The organism is Pseudomonas sp. MOIL14HWK12:I1, from assembly GCF_000510705.1.
Taxonomy (GTDB): domain Bacteria; phylum Pseudomonadota; class Gammaproteobacteria; order Pseudomonadales; family Pseudomonadaceae; genus Chryseomonas; species Chryseomonas oryzihabitans.
The window spans coordinates 582,655-599,217 of the sequence record NZ_KI783307.1 but is presented as its reverse complement, the minus strand read 5'-3'; the positions used below and the strand labels follow the sequence as shown (position 1 = coordinate 599,217).

Annotated in this window: 12 protein-coding genes and 1 pseudogene; 8 read left to right on the top strand and 5 right to left on the bottom strand. The window is 56.5% G+C overall.

The annotated features are described in order from the left end of the window. The first annotated feature begins 16 nt into the window (after window positions 1–16). The 4 genes from PSEK12I1_RS0112800 to PSEK12I1_RS0112785 all read left to right on the top strand — a co-directional run bounded on the left by PSEK12I1_RS0112800 (window position 17) and on the right by PSEK12I1_RS0112785 (window position 4,650). Window positions 17–1,465, top strand: coding sequence for a DUF6094 domain-containing protein (locus PSEK12I1_RS0112800; RefSeq protein WP_027601768.1), 1,449 nt, complete (start codon window positions 17–19; stop codon window positions 1,463–1,465). Between the two features lie 116 nt (window positions 1,466–1,581). After that, complete coding sequence (locus tag PSEK12I1_RS0112795) at window positions 1,582–3,825, top strand: DEAD/DEAH box helicase (protein WP_027601767.1); 2,244 nt, start codon at window positions 1,582–1,584, stop codon at window positions 3,823–3,825. Between the two features lie 296 nt (window positions 3,826–4,121). Then, complete coding sequence (locus PSEK12I1_RS0112790) at window positions 4,122–4,355, top strand: Phd-YefM (RefSeq protein WP_027601766.1); 234 nt, start codon at window positions 4,122–4,124, stop codon at window positions 4,353–4,355. A gap of 10 nt (window positions 4,356–4,365) precedes the next feature. Next, entirely contained in the window at window positions 4,366–4,650 is a 285-nt protein-coding gene (locus PSEK12I1_RS0112785) for a type II toxin-antitoxin system RelE/ParE family toxin (protein WP_027601765.1), read from the top strand. 190 nt (window positions 4,651–4,840) lie between these two features. Here the strand turns inward: PSEK12I1_RS0112785 and PSEK12I1_RS0112780 are convergent, their stop codons facing one another. Together PSEK12I1_RS0112780 and PSEK12I1_RS0112775 are read right to left on the bottom strand one after the other, a co-directional pair. Then, on the bottom strand, window positions 4,841–6,571 hold the full coding sequence (locus tag PSEK12I1_RS0112780) for a hypothetical protein (protein ID WP_027601764.1): 1,731 nt from the start codon (window positions 6,569–6,571) through the stop codon (window positions 4,841–4,843). Continuing rightward, a complete protein-coding gene (locus PSEK12I1_RS0112775; RefSeq protein WP_027601763.1) occupies window positions 6,568–8,421 on the bottom strand; it encodes a hypothetical protein in 1,854 nt (617 codons plus the stop codon). Before PSEK12I1_RS0112775 ends, PSEK12I1_RS0112780 begins: the two co-directional genes overlap by 4 nt. A gap of 314 nt (window positions 8,422–8,735) precedes the next feature. On the opposite strand from PSEK12I1_RS0112775, the pseudogene PSEK12I1_RS24980 reads away from it, so the two are divergent. Next, a pseudogene (locus PSEK12I1_RS24980) lies at window positions 8,736–8,901 on the top strand (integrase); the annotation flags it as partial. A 6-nt stretch (window positions 8,902–8,907) separates the two neighbouring features. Here PSEK12I1_RS24980 and PSEK12I1_RS24380 read toward each other — a convergent pair. Continuing rightward, window positions 8,908–10,782 (bottom strand): ATP-dependent endonuclease, encoded by a 1,875-nt coding sequence (locus PSEK12I1_RS24380; RefSeq protein WP_231501000.1) that lies wholly within the window; start codon window positions 10,780–10,782, stop codon window positions 8,908–8,910. A gap of 519 nt (window positions 10,783–11,301) precedes the next feature. Between PSEK12I1_RS24380 and PSEK12I1_RS0112765 the strand changes: the two genes are divergently transcribed. After that, the gene (locus PSEK12I1_RS0112765; protein WP_027601762.1) at window positions 11,302–11,940 is read left to right on the top strand and encodes a recombinase family protein; all 639 of its coding nucleotides are present in this window, start codon (window positions 11,302–11,304) and stop codon (window positions 11,938–11,940) included. Window positions 11,941–12,261: 321 nt separating this feature from the next. Then, on the top strand, window positions 12,262–12,645 hold the full coding sequence (locus PSEK12I1_RS0112760; protein ID WP_027601761.1) for a histone-like nucleoid-structuring protein, MvaT/MvaU family: 384 nt from the start codon (window positions 12,262–12,264) through the stop codon (window positions 12,643–12,645). A gap of 1,231 nt (window positions 12,646–13,876) precedes the next feature. Here PSEK12I1_RS0112760 and PSEK12I1_RS0112750 read toward each other — a convergent pair. Next, window positions 13,877–14,836, bottom strand: coding sequence for an aromatic alcohol reductase (locus tag PSEK12I1_RS0112750; protein ID WP_027601760.1), 960 nt, complete (start codon window positions 14,834–14,836; stop codon window positions 13,877–13,879). A gap of 92 nt (window positions 14,837–14,928) precedes the next feature. Here PSEK12I1_RS0112750 and PSEK12I1_RS24370 point away from each other — a divergent pair, with 92 nt between their 5' ends. Further along, the gene (locus PSEK12I1_RS24370) at window positions 14,929–15,372 is read left to right on the top strand and encodes a helix-turn-helix domain-containing protein (RefSeq protein ID WP_081737512.1); all 444 of its coding nucleotides are present in this window, start codon (window positions 14,929–14,931) and stop codon (window positions 15,370–15,372) included. Between the two features lie 169 nt (window positions 15,373–15,541). Here the strand turns inward: PSEK12I1_RS24370 and PSEK12I1_RS0112745 are convergent, their stop codons facing one another. After that, window positions 15,542–16,459, bottom strand: coding sequence for a GntR family transcriptional regulator (locus tag PSEK12I1_RS0112745; protein WP_027601759.1), 918 nt, complete (start codon window positions 16,457–16,459; stop codon window positions 15,542–15,544). Window positions 16,460–16,563 lie beyond the last annotated feature (104 nt).

Sequence of the window (16,563 nt, the reverse complement as noted above, 5' to 3'; positions counted from 1 at the left end):
CACTGGAGCTCCGACCATGGCCCTGATGTTTCCGCGCCTGGCGCGCAACTTCGCCAAGAACGGCTATTACCCCACCGACGAGGTCACTCTCGAACGGACCCTGCAGGCCCTGAGCCCTGCCTCTACCGGCACCATGCGGATCCTCGATCCCTGCGCCGGCGAAGGTGTGGCCCTGGCGGAAGCCGCTCATACCCTCGGGCGTGAGTGCGTCCAGGCCTGCGCGGTGGAGTACGACCGGGAGCGCGCCGAGCACGCCCGTGGCCTGCTCGATCGTGTCCTGCAGAGCGACCTATTGGACACCATCATCACGCGGCAGGCCTTCGGGCTGCTCTGGCTCAACCCACCCTATGGCGACCTGGTCGCCGACCACAGCGGTGCCACGCAGTATCAGGGCAGCGGCCGCCGGCGACTGGAGAAGCTGTTCTATCAGCGCTCGCTACCACTGCTGCAGTACGGCGGCACCCTGGTGCTGATCGTGCCGCACTACGTCCTGGACGATGAGCTGTGTGGTTGGCTCTGCAACCACTTCACCAGCCTGCAGATCCACGCGGCCGCAGATCCGACCTTCAAGCAGGTGGTGATCTTCGGCATCCGGATCCGCCGGCAGGACCTGGCGAGACCCGCTGACATCAAGGCAACCCGAGAACGCTTTCGTGCGATCGGCAGCAGCGAGGCCTCGGCCGAACCGCTACCGGAGGTATGGCTCGGGGAACCCTATGGGGTGCCAGCCGCCGTCACGGAGCTGGAGCACTTCTACCGCGTTACCCTGGAGCCCGAGCAGCTCGCCCTGGAGACGGGTCGACTGGGCGGACTCTGGAATGACTTCACCCTGCACTTTGGCCAGGCTGGCCAAGTACCACGACCACCGGTCAAGGCGCTGTCGCAATGGCACCTGGCCCTGGCCCTCGCCGCGGGAGCGATCTCGGGCGTGGTCACCTCTCCCAATGGGCGCGTCCTGGTTCTCAAGGGCGACACCTACAAGGAGAAGGTCAGCCGCACCGAATTCACCGAGGATGAGGACGGCAACGTCCTGGAGTCGAGGATCCTGACTGACCGTTTCGTGCCCGTGATCCGGGCCTGGGACATGACACCGGGATCTCAGACGCTGGGACAGGTCCTGACCATCACGTCGGCGCCGGCGGCTGAGCCACCCGCACCGGCAGCACCTGAACCGCTCCAGCCACCGGCCGGACGCTTCGACCCTGGTCGAATCGTCATGACGGCAGCGGTGAGCGAGCTGGTGGAGCGCGGTGAGCTCAACCCCGTGACCTACCTGCGGCGTCATCTGCAGGGGGACTGGGGCGAGCTTGACCAAGAGGACAAGCACAGCAATGACCAGGCCCTGCGCCTGGGCAATCGGCTGTTCTCCAGCTACGACACTCCGATGTCCGACGAGCCCCGGCTCTGGATCATTACCGAAGCTGACCGCAGCGTGACCACGCTGCTGTTGCCCTCGGACTACTAACCCGACCCGCCGCCGGCGGCCATGCTGTTACTCGACATCCTGTTACTTCCATCCCCTGGGTACGCCGATACCCATCCGGGGTCGGCCGTGCCCGTTTCTCATCTCAGGAGATCCACATGACCGACCTCAATGCTGGCCAACCGGCCCTGCTCACCACCGTCAGCCTGACCGACTTCATCGCCGAGTTCGGCGAGGGTCTGCTCGACTCCCTCAACCGTTCCAACCCACCGGTCTATGCCGGCGCCGCTCACCCCGGGCGCCAGGCCGTGATGGCAGGTCTCAAACGCACACCCTTCCCGGCGCAAGCCGATGTCGTCCAGGCGATCGCCGCCCTGCTGCTCGACCGCGGCGAACAGGCCGGCATCATCAACGCCGAGATGGGGACTGGAAAGACCATGATGGCCATCGCCGTGGCCGCTGTACTCCACGCAGAGGGCTATCGCCGCTCCCTGGTCGTCTCGCCGCCCCATCTGGTCTACAAGTGGCGGCGCGAGATCCTCGAAACCGTCCCGGGCGCGCGCGTCTGGGTGCTCAACGGACCGGACACCCTGGTGAAGCTGCTCAAGCTCCGCCAGGCCCTGGGCGAGCCTTACGATGGTCGTCAGGAGTTCTTCATCCTGGGCCGCGTACGGATGCGGATGGGCTTTCACTGGCGGCTGGCGTGCGGTACTCGCCGCGCCGCCGGCAGAAGGCGACTGGCCTGCTGTACGGACTGTGGTCGTGTGCTCGAGGACGAGGAAGGCAACTACCTCACCCTCGAGGACTTCCAGCGCGAGGAGCGACGCCGGCAGTGCCCGAATTGCAAGGCGCCCCTTTGGACGATGATGCGTCCGGGCAGGCCCGCCGGTGGTGACAGGCGCAGCGTGATCCTCAAGTCGATGTGCCGCATACCGACCATCGGTCCCATCCGGGCCGAGAAGTTGGTGGCGGACTTCGGCGAAGAGTTTCTTGCAACGATGCTGGCTGACAACGTCCACGAGTTCATCAATCTGATGGACGCCAAGGGCAACTTCGTCTTCAGTGACCGCCAGGCCAAGCGCATGGAGCGGGCGATGGCCAACCTGGAATTCGGCTTCGGCGAGGGTGGCTACCAGCCGACCGAGTTCATCAAGCGCTACCTCCCGGACGGCTACTTTGACCTGCTGGTGGTGGACGAGGGACACGAGTACAAGAACAGCGGTTCGGCCCAGGGCCAGGCCATGGGGGTGCTGGCAGCGAAAGCGCGCAAGACGCTGCTGCTGACGGGCACGCTCATGGGCGGTTACGCCGACGACCTCTTCTACCTCCTGTTCCGGATCCTCTCCCGGCGCATGATCGAGGACGGCTACCGACCGAACGCGCGTGGCAGCATGGCCCCTGCGGCCATGTCGTTCATGCGCGACCACGGCGTGCTCAAGGACATCTACACCGAGCGCGACAGCCAATCGCACAAGACGGCCCGGGGCAAGAAGCTCTCGGTACGGACGGTGAAGGCCCCAGGCTTCGGCCCCAAAGGCATCCACCGCTTCGTGCTGCCCTTTACCGTGTTTCTCAAGCTCAAGGACATCGGCGGCAATGTGCTGCCGGCGTACCAGGAGGAGTTCGTCGACATCCCGATGGAGGCGCACCAGGACGCGGCCTATCAGCAGCTGGCCAGCAAACTGACCGCGGAGCTGCGCCAGGCCCTGGCACGGCGAGACACCACGCTACTTGGGGTGGTGCTCAACGTGCTGCTGGCCTGGCCAGACTGCTGTTTCCGGCCGGAGGTAGTGAAACACCCTCGGACCCGGGACACCTTGGCCAGGCTCGACGCCATTTTTGACGAAGACCAGGCCAACCCTAAGGAGGAGGCGCTGATCGAGCTGTGCCGTCAGGAGAAGGCGCTGGGCCGCAAGGTGCTGGCCTACACCGTCTACAGCGGCACCCGGGACACGACCAGTCGGCTCAAGCGCTTGCTCGAGCAGGCCGGTCTGAAGGTGGCGGTACTGCGTGCTTCGGTGGATACGGCCCGACGCGAGGATTGGATCCTCGACCAAGTCGACCGTGGCGTCGACGTGCTGGTCACCAACCCGGAGCTGGTGAAGACCGGTCTGGATCTGCTGGACTTCCCGACCATCGTCTTCCTACAGACGGGCTACAACGTCTACACCCTGCAGCAGGCAGCGCGCCGGTCGTGGCGGATCGGTCAGAAGCAGGCGGTACGGGTGCTGTTCTTCGGCTATGCCGGCAGCTCCCAGATCACCTGCCTGCAGCTGATGGCCAAGAAGATCGCGGTGGCTCAGAGCACGTCGGGAGACGTTCCAGAGTCTGGGCTCGATGCGTTGAACCAGGATGGTGATTCGGTCGAGATGGCGTTGGCTAGGCAACTGGTCAGTGGATGACAACAGCCCCTCTTCGGAGGGGTTCCTTCTCCCGATACCCTAGAGAAGCAGCTATCAGCGTCCTGCTAAACACGAAAGACCCACGAGCAATCCGCATATTTATTTACGCATAGTTTTGTGTATCATGAGCTTGCGCGTGCCATACCTATGACTAAGCTAACTACTTTGATCGCACCGACACGACAATCGAATTGACTCAGACGATCACACCTACCTACCGCTATCGAATGACTTTGAGGCCACAGCGCATGAGTGCACTCCTAGACCGGGCTGAACAGGCGGTGTCTGCTACAGCAATGGTTCGAGGCTTTAGCGCGAAATTGAAAGAGGTCACCAGTGGTGAGGTCACTCACCTAGTGATTTTCAAGGACAACGAGCCGGCTGCAGTGTTGGTAGGCGTAGAGGCCTACCAAGCTCTGCAGGACGAACTCGAAGACCTGCGTGCTGAGCGCCTCGCCATTGAACGCCTTTCCACCTTGGACAAACAAAACACAGTGAGCCTTGAGGACATGGAGGCTCGCTTCGAATAGGCGAAGGTTGATGAAATGGAGCGTTCGGTTTCACCCTGATGTCGAGCATGATCTCGTCCAGCTAGGCAAAGCTGAGGCGAAAAGGGTACTCAAAGTGATCCGGGAACGGATCGCTGAAGGCGAACCTGAAAAAATTGGCAAGCCTCTCCGCGGCGCCCTCGCAGGGCATCGCAGGATCAGGACGGGCGATGTACGCATCATTTACAAGATCGAAGGCACGGAAATCATACTGATCCTATGCGTAGGGGCCAGACGTGATGACGAGGTTTACGAGGCTGCCAATAGAAGAGCCTGACGAGATCCCCCGCTTCGGCGGGGTTTCTTTTGTCTATAGCTCACCGACCACACACCGCTTGTCGCAATAGACGGCCGCTAGCCTGCAATATCTTCGAAAGAGACGGTAATCAATCGAGAGAAACGTCTTCTGAATGAGAGCTCTCGACCAATAGCGGTCGTTCTCGGTGGATCTCAGGTAGCCAAAAACGCTAAGGAGTGAGGAGTGGCAACCAAAGGTGAGGCGGCAGTGGTAACCGGTAGTGCCTACAAGCCATAACCAGAATTGGCCAATGCCCATGTCTCACAGCTGACAGCGTCCTTAGATGCCCATCCCTCGAAACCTCGGAGTTGAGCATTTTGATCGCCGCCGCGCCGTCAGAAGTTACAGGAATGTCGGTTAGTGCTAGGCCATGCCCTGATATACCTATATACAACATCTCCTCACTATTCTCCCCTGGCAACCAGGCCTGCATGGTGCAATGCTTGAGAGATTCCTTAGCGAAAGTTGCGAATTCTCTGGTTCTCTTTGTTTCGCCTCGCGATGTTGCCCAAGCCATTAGTAGCGGGATCAAAGTACTACCTTTGGTTTGATCCTCACGATAGGTATCAGTAGATTCTCTGGGGTGGCTGATCAAGTTTCGATAGCTCGCGTCTATTGTTGGATAACCATTATGTGTCCAGTAGGTGAATCGGTAGTTTTCGAGTAGGTGGTCACAATAGTTGATAGCAAGCGGATGCCATTTTTCCATCATGGAGAGGAAGGTCAGCGCGACGCCTATGTCGATCGACTGCTCATCTGCGATCGGGCTAAGTAAGATCGGATTGTTGCTGATCAGGTGACGGATCTTTAAGGCCAAATTGGCGGCCTCGTCGAATATGGATGGGTCGCCTGCGTCAGTTTTCAGGCATCGTTGAGGGACCGTGTCATCCCCGCTTATCTGCCAAAGCAGCCAGAGGCCACGCTGGGCGATCCGTCCCAATGTCTCGAATAGTTTGAGACTGATGTCGACTGATGTCGAAGTATTCACCGCCGCAGAGATGCCATGTCGGACATGAACGTATGGCAAAATTTTTTCGCCTAAAAACTCGTCCCAAATTTGGAAGTGAAGATCAACGAGCAATGCGAACGTGTTACCCATGTCGTCCGCAATTTTCTTCTGCTGTTTAGCATCAATGTGCACCTTAATGTGTTCCCAGGCTAGCAGGATGACGCGTTCGCTGGCTCGATAGGGGGCCTCCAGATTGCCCGCGGCACGTGCCCAGACGAACAGTACCCACAAGCAAATGTAGACCTGTCTCACGCTGGTTAACCGTGACTGCGGTTTCAGGTTTTCACCGCCAAACAACCCCTTAGCCAAACGACAAAAATGCTGGTAGGCAATATCCGGCTCGTCGATCATCGCGACCGATTTCTGAAAACTACTGCGCAGGCGCTCGTCGACCAGCTGCTGCTGTAGCACACCCTGGCTTAGCTTTCCGGCCAGGAAATCCCCGTTCCAGATCTGAAAGGAAATGCGTTCATTCGTCTTTATTTTTATGTACTGCGTTACAATATCCTGGATCGCCTCATGTATTTCCCCACCGAAACACAGGCAGATGATAACTTTCATGTGCTTGTATTGCTCGGCAATCCGAACAGGAATATAGAAATCCGTGATTTCATTGATTGAGCCCCTTAGCGCCTGCGGTGTGCCGTCCCAATCGTTGCGGGTCAGATCACCCTGCTTGATGGAGAACAGAAATAGCTTCTCCTCCGAAATACCTGTTTGTGGGTCGAGTTCATTCCCCACAGCAGCTACGTCCACGCCGTATTGACGCGTTCCAACGGAGGGGCGCGAAATCACATTAAAATTTAGCTCGCTGAGTAAATCAGGTAGCACCACGTCAAGCTCACGGCGCTCTCGAAGAGAGGCGAGATATTCCCTGAATACGAGCTTCATTCTGTTTTACCTGCGTTTCGAAGACTCATCAACTTCATCTGCAAACCGACGGGTTCGAGAATCATTTCACGCGGCAACTCAACACTGTGGCTTATGCTTGCGAGGGGATGTTCCAAGCGCGTAGGTTGCCTATCGCTCTGCTCGTCGCCTTCGTTGGAGCTCAGGCTGTCCTCGATCCACGTCACCATGCCATTTCCGTAAAGGAGAATGCTCTCGGCAAAAATGCCGGCAAAAGGTGAGTCTTTTCGACTCGCCTGCATCGCATCATTCATAACGTCAGAACGGCGCTGACCTTCTAACTGTTTTTCGCGTTCAGAGGGCCCGAGCTCGACGATAAACCCAACCTTCTCAATTTCGTCACAGTACTGCTCAAGACTTTTGAGCGCGCGCTTTACCATCGGAGCGGATTTGTCATTGGTGTCGTCGGCAATAGGCTGAAGATGCTTTTGGGCACTGGTGTAATTTATTAGCAGCGGGTCGAACAGCAGATCGCTTATTTCGGCATCCCAATCTTCAGATCCTTGCGATTCGCTCGGCGGCTCATGAGTTCGCTTAGTAGAGGGCTGATCAGCTTGTGCGAACGTAGATTTGATACTCGCGCGCTGAGCGCAGCGCCCTAAATTAACCAGAAAGCTGGCAGCGATGACAGGGGTCATAAAGAAGACCGATGTCGCTCTGCGAGCTATGAACGCATATTCGCTTTCCGTAAAATTGAATAGGGTGAGTTCCAGCCGGAATGTGTACTCCTCATTGCCTCGAAAGAAGCATTCATTCATTTCTTTGCATAGCGAGTGAGGTGCTGTCCTTAGCCAGTCGACAATCCAGGTCTCGAAGTCCTGGACAGGCCCGTCAATGAGGTTTCGGATAGTTGAATCAAAAAGCTCAAACCGGAGATTGGAGCCCGGTTGCATAAGCAGCCTAGTAATAAAATCGCGAGCTTCATCAGCACCGCCTGCTTTTATGAGGTTTGCCAAGCCAAGGTCGATAAGCTTTTGAGTTTGAACTTCCAGCTGGATGGCTCCAAGCTGCGCCAGCAGTAATGCCCTTAACGAAGGTTGAATGTCCTTGAAACTGAAAGCGAGTGCGTAGGCAAGATGGTGAGCGACCTTTGATGTGATCGGATGTAAGGCCTTGCCCGTCAGCTCCTCGAGCTCCATTGCAAAACGCTGCGGAATCGACTCTGTGAAACTTAACAGCGTTCTCACCAGTGCGCTACGAACCTCATCGTCAGACTCCGTTACAGCTGATATACCAAGCACATCTAATGCTCGGCGCCATTCGGCGTCATCGTTAAATGGCGGGGAGGATAAAGCCTGTATAACTTGAGCCTTCACAACAGCCGTGCCATTCTCAATCAACGCGTACGCGCGTCTAGTGAAGTAGGGCAGATCCGCTTTTAGGCCGTTGCGAATGGCAATTTGCAAACTGTAGAAGTCACAGGCATCCAGCTTTCCAGAGTCGACTAGATCAATTAGCTCCCTTGGTCTATTTGGCGAGGCACTGCACCACTTCCGAAGGGTCTCAGTAGTCTCGTGAGCTTCCCCGTCTGCTTGGCTTGCGAGGATCCTGAGTGATGGTAGTAAAGCTGTTACAGAAGTGTTTAGGCGCTCCATGGCTAAGCTGTAGATCCTCCGCCCTTGGTAACCCTTAAAGCCACTAAAAGCTGCCAGGCCGCTGGCAGAGAGAGTGTCAAGCAGATCGAAATTTTCCCCATTGTGGGCGTCGGCAAGTAGTTGAGCAATCGCATCGAAGTGCTGATATCGACAATGCCAACGATCGCTGAAAATGGCCTCTAGCAGCGTTCCATTTTCAGCTAGCTCCACGACATCTGCGAGGGTGGGAAGGATCATCCGCGGCTCCTCAGCGGGGCGTAATTTGTAGGCAAATTATATCGGTAGTAAGTGTGGCTGGGAATGGCATTGCGTCGTCTGAGGTAGGCGTCCGCGTCGCGCGCCATTCCATGTATGCCTGCCCTGTAAAGCGAGGAATTCAAAACGGAATCTATGTTTTTACACTGCATGGGTTAATAGTCGGCGGTGGCAGATGACTATTTTTCTGGTTAGCGACCGTTGCGCTGGTGAGCCACTCTTGTGCTTGCCCGCGTGAAGGACATGTTATGAGCATCATGCCTACCCGTAGCCGTTAGCCTTGGAACAAACGAAAATTGATTAGGCAAAAACCCAGCTACAACTGAGAGATATCCAGGCTATCCGAGTAATGCTTCAAATTACAGAAAAATTCGAGATCTAGCTTTTTTCGATCTGGCTATCAACAGCAAGCTTCGTGATTGTGACTTAACCAATCTCCGCGTGCGCGACGTCGACCATGGCGGCGGCTCAAACCTTGGCTATCGCCTTCTCCAATATTGTTTTGAGATCCGGAGCAACCGTGAAGCCCTTTGGAATGGTGAATGTATTCAACGGGCTGTTGCTATGGCCATTCTTGGTCACCACGACTTTAATCTGCGCCAGTAGTTTTTTGCCCTTTACTGTCGCGGGACTGGGCCCTGCTTGCTCCGCCCACAAATCACTGGTTTCAGGTGAGCCACCATCAGGCCAGATGAGCCGATTTATCACTTGACGCTTAGCGGAAAAGGTATCTTTTGCCTTGTTAACCGCCCTGGACGCATCCATTCGCCATCGTTCCGCTTCTTCAAGTGAGATTCCGTATAATTCTGCCAGATAATCCGCTGAGCAGAAATATCCTTCAATATCCGATCCTGCCGTCGCCCATGGATATACACCCTTCGTACTGAATGCTGCGGCCCATTTATCTGCTTCTTTGGTCGTCATGAAGTCCCCATCTCGATGGATAACAGCACTTACGTCAATTTTGCCGTCGACCAGTAACCCTTCAAGTAGCTTGTCCTTTGGAAGGTTTTCGATTCCAAAGCACCTGCACAATGACAGATGTCGGCTAAGCTCTGGCCATTGCCGGAGAATAGCCCGAAGGGGCTTGTCGTCTTCATCTTCAATGAAAAACAAAACAGATTTATCTAGTCCGCCCCATCCGAGCAATCGACGGATTGCTTCGTCATCGTCTGTTTTGACTTCGCCTTCACTCATCCAGACTAACTTGGTTGTGGAGCTGGCTGCACGTACCACGTGCGGGCTGTGCGTGGACAATATGATTTGGGTGTCATGTTCGTCCGCCGCTTGCTCCAGGGCTTCAATAAGTCGCTCTTGTCGATTGGGATGAAGATGGGCATCGGGCTCATCAATCAGCATGAGCCTAGGCTCAAAATATATGAGATACGCAAAAATTTGGATGGTTTGGAGGATGCCTGTAGCAGCTGTTTCTAGCGGCCTTTTATATCCGTCCATCTGTACCGTGGCCGATATGTGGAAATCCTCCCTATCATCGTAGGACACATCAATGGACACGGTAGGGTGCACTTTTTGCAGCAGCAGGTTGAGCTGCCTCAAACGCTGCTCCCCCGCTGAGCTATCAGATTCGTCTGCTTTACGGGCTTTGAGATTGAGTAGGATGTTGCGTAGTACTCCTCCGGCGTCGCCGCTGGCGGCCTGTCGACGCAGCGACGGCTGTGCCAGGATTGCCTCTTTCTCTGAGAGTCCAGCCAATCCGGGGATGTAAGTCGTGAGAAACTGATATCGCTGCTTGTATGGCGTAACCGCGTTTCCACCGTCGATGTGTGCTGTGATTCCAGCCTTATTCCTCGCCGCCCTCAGTTTCACAACAGTCTGGACCGGATCGTCTCCTGCGGTTACATGATTGAACGCTACCTCAATAGGTGTCGATGTCGCTCCGGGCTTCAACTGACCGTTGTGGAGCATGGACAACGGATCGCTTGAGGGTAAGTAATCTAACCGCTCAAAAGAGATCATTTCACTGGTGTTTTTTGGCAGAATGTAGCTTGCGGCGCGTGCTGCCAAATGGACAGCCTGAAGCACGGACGATTTACCGCACCCGTTAGGCCCGACCAAAATTGTTACCTTCCCCAGAGGAATGATGGCGTGTTTAGCTGCCTTGAAATTCTGGACAGCGATGGATTCCAGGGGATTCCAGCGCTTTGCCCGCGTGGAGCGTGTATCTGGAAAGGTGACTGAAGTATCCAAGATCGGCGCTACTTCTACATTATCGGCGAGCTCATCAGCCGCGGTACGTTTGTGCCTTGTGCGTCGAATTCGCTTACCAACCGGCGCCGTTTCTGGCACTTCTGGCTCATATTCTAGGTTCGCTGAATCTTGCATCGATTCCTTCCTATCAAAGGTCTGGAGCTGGGTCGCGACTGCGAAAAATTCGGCTTCAGGCAGGTATATGGTAAGCGTAAGCAAAATACAACCTGTCCTGACCAGCCCGGCAGCCACTGATACGGTAACAGCTGCTCGATATCACTAGCCATCTACGCTGGCAGCTTCGCTAGCGCCTACATAATGTACGCGAACGATCACGCCCGATAGTTTCCGCCAACTGGATCAGGCTTACGATTTTCTTCGTCCATGATCGCCTCGGCAAAAATAGGAGGCCAATATCGTCATTAGCGCTGGAGTTAAGAAGCACCAGGCTTTCGAAGGAATATCAAGGGCAGCTATGGGTCGGACGCAGTCTCCCATGCCTTTCCATTTTATCTGCTGTAGCCGTGTGCTTTTACCTGTACCTCATGCGCTACACCTATCAGCACGGCTAAAGACGTGGCGAAAAGTAGTCCAGCGGACCCAAACGACTACGGTTACATTTCGAGACGCCAAACGACTACACCGGAGCCTGTCATGTTCGTTCGCGCCTACCTTCGAGCTTCGACGGATGATCAGGACGCCACCCGTGCGCGGGAGACGCTACGCACCTTCGCCGGCGAGCATGGCGCCCGGATCGCGGCGACCTATGTTGAGAACGCGTCGGGCACACTGCTGAACCGTCGTGAACTGCTGCGACTGCTGGCCGATGCCGAGCGTGGAGATGTACTGCTGGTGGAAGCGGTCGACCGATTGTCCCGGCTTGACCGTGCGACCTGGGACCAGTTGCGCGACCGGATCGCCCAGGCGGGCCTGCAGGTGGTTTCCCTCGATCTACCACTGACCCATGCATTGATCCGGCCGGCCACGGTCGGCGGCGACGGTCTCCAAGAGTGGATGACGAGGGCGCTATCCCAGATGTTCTTGGAATTCATGGCGGCGTTCGCTCGGAAGGACTACGAAACGCGACGTGCCCGCGCGGCCCAGGGCATCGCCAAGGCGAAGGCGGCAGGAGTTTACAAAGGGCGGCCCAGGGATGAGCAGCTGCATGCGCGGATCCGCGAATGCTTGGCCAGGGGGATGTCGGTGCGGGGGACGGCGCGGGTACTTGAGTGCTCAACCAGCACCGTGAACCGGTGCCGATCGCAGACTATCGCCGCCCAAAAACAGGAATGAGCCAGCTGCTTAACCAGCGAAGGGGAAAGGGAATTCCCACGCGCAACTATCGCGGAGCCCCTCTAGCAAACGCTATTCGTCTTCGCCCTCTGAGTGGCTAGCAATGTCCAGATAGTAGTTGTGCCACATACCAGCTTTTTGGTGAAGATAAGGGGTAACCGTGCTTGTACAGCACGAATTATCTCCCGAAGTGGGCGGACTTTTTTCATTGCCGATTTAACCGCACTGAATCAGCGCTCAACGTATCATCACGTGGGATATAGCATCTTGCAAGTAAAAAGGCTATAAAGGCAGCCACCGCCTAATCCAGAGGAAATCACGATGTCCCTAATTCAAGAATACCGTCAGACTGAAGCGACTATTGAAGAACTGAAGCAGCGCTTGGAACAGCTAAACAGCGACGGGCGCCTGCAGAAAGAGCTTGAGTTCGAAAAGCACCTGCGTGCTTTGCTGAGCGATTACAACAAGTCGCTCCGTGACGTCATCGCTATTCTGGACATGAACGCCACTGCCACAAAGAGCGTCGCCCGTAAGAGCAATTCCGCGCCGGCGGCACAACAGCGCCGGCCCCGCTCGTTGAAACGCTATGAGCACCCCGAAACCGGCGAGGTCATTGAAACTAAAGGCGGTAACCACAAGATACTGAAAGCCTGGAAAGCTAAGCACGGTGCCGACGTGGTTGAGGGCTGGCTTCAGGGCAATTAATCGTCCGCATGCCGCACAAGGCAGCGATTCATAATAGTGTTGAGTCGCTGCGCTTCTAGTACAGGTGAGGCCCCACTGCATCAGTGATGCCTTGTTTCGCCTCCGCCGTTCGTCGCTGTCAAGTTTGCCGGGACCCCTTTCGCTAATTTCTGTCTATCCATACAGCATCCTGAAAGGAGGTCCACTCTCATCTCCATTTCGCGCCCCATCCCTCGTCTCTGCCACAGTTGTCTCGGTCGTTCTGTCGACTATCAGAAGATCAAGGCTTCAGGGATTGAGCAGGCGGACTGCTATGGACATGCTCGGTGATGAGCAGGACAGCTTCTAACAATAGCAGTCTCTCTTCCGCCCTACGGAGCTGATGTACTGCCGTAACCTAATCGATTTGCTGACCGAAGAGCTCGACCAAGTTCGTCAGTGCCTAGGGCAAGCCCAACGCGCCAATCGTCTGTTTGTAGTTGAGTGCGACAACTAATTGCAGAACGCGATGCCCTCAAGGCGAAGGTGCAGCGTCATCGGCTACGCTACGTCCAGTTCGTACAGGAAGAGAATCAGCGTCACGGGCCCCGCAGGGTACGACTCTTCCCAGACGGCCGCGACGACCCTCCCTCACGGGCCCGGCGTCATATCCTCCGGCTGGAGTCGATGAACTCCGTCCTGCATGCAGATCTCTTCAAGGTGCGCGCGCAGCTGCAGGTCCTGCTTACCGAACACGGCAGCACGCCGTCGGCCCCGACGCGCATGCAGCATGGATAACGTGGGCACCAATGTCGTTGCGCTCGACTCCCGCTCGATAGCCGCCGCGTGTGGCGGGCAAAGTCCCCATGTCGACGACGCCAGCACCCAGCCAATCGGCCACGCCGCGCTCAATGCTAACTGCCCTCGAGGGCTGGCCTGATGCGGCCCTGACCGAAATCTTCAGCGCCCGGTCAGGCATTGGTGAGCTGACCCTCGTCTGGCCGACGCTTGCGCGTCCCACTGCCGTCGGCGAGCGGGTTGTACTCATCGCCCCTACCTGATCTGCCCACATGGGTGGCTGCAGGCCGGCGTCGATCTTGGCCGGTTGAGCATCATCCAGCTCCAGGGCAAAAACGTGCTGTGGACAGCAGAACAGTGCCTGCGCTTCGGTATCAGCGGCGCAGTGCTCTGCTGGCCCAGCCGTAAGGGTGATCGCCCGCTACGCTGGCTGCAGGTAGTCCCTGAAACCGGGCAGACCAGCGCTAAATGGCTATCAGTCTTTCTTGGCATCGCCAAGGTGGGCTAGCGCCCACTGCTCCGCAGTGGTAGTTGCTATTGCGTGCCTACCATTGAAGGTTGTGTCCTTGGGCCATGCAACACCCCGACCCTGAGCGAAGACTGCACGATACTTTTTGATGTGTTTGAGTCCTTCGTCACTCTCCTTCTCCATCTCGTCCATCAGGTAGGAAACCGACCAGACGTTGGACTTGAAGGGGCGCTTCAGTACCCGTTCGAGCAGGGCAGGCACCTCGCCATAGGCCAGAGTATCCCCCGCTAGGTAGACGATTTCGTTGCGGAAACGCGGCTCGAAGAACACGATGTCCGCTGTCAGCTTGCCGATATCGTCCGGGGTGGTAAGAGTGACCTTGGTATCCAGACTGCCCAGTGCATTGACCGTATCTGTGTCGAAATCAATCACGCCAAACACGGGCTCGAACAGGAAGCTGGTGAACATCCCGGTTGAGATGATCACCCATTCGGTTTGACTTTGCGCGCGCAGCAATTCACGCACATCGAGCTGTGCATCGAAAAGATCCTGGGGGCTGCCACGACCAATTACCTCGAAATCCACGCCGAATTGCCAAGGAAAGTACCGCTTGACGCCGGACTGGAGAGCAGCACGAGCAAGCTTCATCGGCGTTTCACGGCCAGCCACCATGCCTGCGCACCCAATGACAGTGTCGTACTGAGAGAAGACCGCGGCCAGTTGCTCGATAGAGTCGTTGACCAAGTCGGCAGCCACCATATTAACGCCCAAACTGCGCAGCTCATCTATCTCTTTTTTCTTACCAGGCGTCTGGCTGTTAATCGTGGACTCGCGCAGGAGAACGCTTACCTCGGAGCCGGGTTTTTGCTTGGAGATTCGCGCGAGGTTGCGCAACACTGGTAGGCCAAGTTCACCAGCGCCTAGTACGAGAATAGATTGAGTAGCGGTAGGAAAATTGAGAGTCATGATCAATCCTGCAGTCAGGTGTAGTATTGACCAATGCTGGCAGACAACAGCGACGCTTAGTAGAAGGCACACGCGTGATACCGGAGGAGAAATTGACCGAGCTGGAGATTCTCAGACAGTCGGAAGCCATCTGTCAGACGCTCAGGCGGGACGTTGATGGAGTACGCCGTGAGGTGCTAGCTCATGCAGGCAGTCGATGGTCCTTAGGTATCCTCCATGCACTTGGCGTCTACGGCGTCATGCGTCACGCAGAACTCGCACGACAATTGTCAGGGATCACCCAGAGAATGCTGACAAAGACTCTCCGCTCGCTCGAACGTGACGGCCTTCTTGTCAGACACGACTATGATGAGTTGCCGCCCAGGGTCGAATACGAACTGACAGCTCTAGGTATGAGCCTATTGGTTCGGATGACGCCCATCTGGACCTGGGTGGTCGAGAACGTTGAAGAGTTCCGGACAGCACGCCACGCCTTCGACGACAGAGGGAGTAAAAGACCTGCATGGCAGGATCCAAAGCCCATACCGGGCGATTGAAATAGGAATGACCCTAGAGGCTGGCTGTTAGCGACAGCTTTCACTCATATTATTAATACGCCTCATCGCCTATTACAGCCTCCGTAATTGGAAGCGGTAACTTCACGTTTAGCCATGTCAAAACCATGACTGCGCCCTATTTTTCCCTCGGCGCTTTGGGAGGCTTCGGTCAAGTAAGCTCCGTGCCCGTCGCGACTCCGGTGGTGAAGAGCCCAGAAAGAACTTTATGCTGTCGGGCATGCTCGAGATGCCGGCGCATACGATCAGCGGCTGCCAAACGATCCCCTGCCTCAAGTAGCGCCAGGATTTCCAAATGTTCCTCCGCGTGCTCTTTTCGCGGCGTACGCTGACTGGCCTGCTGGTACTCAACCAGACGCCGCAGGCCATCAAGTCGACGCACCGTCTGCAGGTGAAACCTATTACCAGAGAATGTCGCCAGCGTTTCATGAAACTGGGCGTTGGCTTCGAACAGCTCGCGCGGCGTCATGGTCAGGTAGCCCCCCTGGGCAATGTACTCCTGCTGCCGGCGGCACCTGCCCAATGCTTCGGCATCGACCATGAAGGTGGGTGCGAGCAGAGCTGCAGGCTCGATGATTGCTCTGAAGGTGTAGCTTTCTTCGTAGGCCTGTACCGAATCGATTATGGGCAGGAACTGCCAGCCCTGCCCCGCCCGCTGCTCGATCCAACCTTCCTGCTGGATACGCATCAGCACCACCCGCAACGTTGCCCGTGTCACGTCGAACAGCCGCATCAGATCAGTTTCCGCAAACTGCTCGGGCAACTTGCGCTGGAGCCGCATGGACGCGATCTGTAGATACAGCGGATCCTCAGCTTCCTCGAACAAGGATTGAGCAAAGCCGGCCATGTCCTTGGCACTTAGCGCCAAGAAGAAGCCTCGGTTACGGTCATAGGTGAGCATGCCCTGCTCCGCCAGGAACTGCATGGCGATCTTGACCGGGCTTCGCGAGGTGTTGAGGACTTTGGCCAGCCCTAACTCCGTCAGGTGATGCCCTTCTTCAAATTGTTCCTGCCGAACATAGGCAACGATGTCACGTGCTACCCGAGTTTGTAGGGCCGAGAGATTCATAGAACGGTAAAGCACCTTAAGCCGATCGCCCATCTGACAGGACAGGCAGGATAGCCCGCAGTCTACCACCCACTCAGCCACTGGCATGTCTGAGCAGGCGGCAA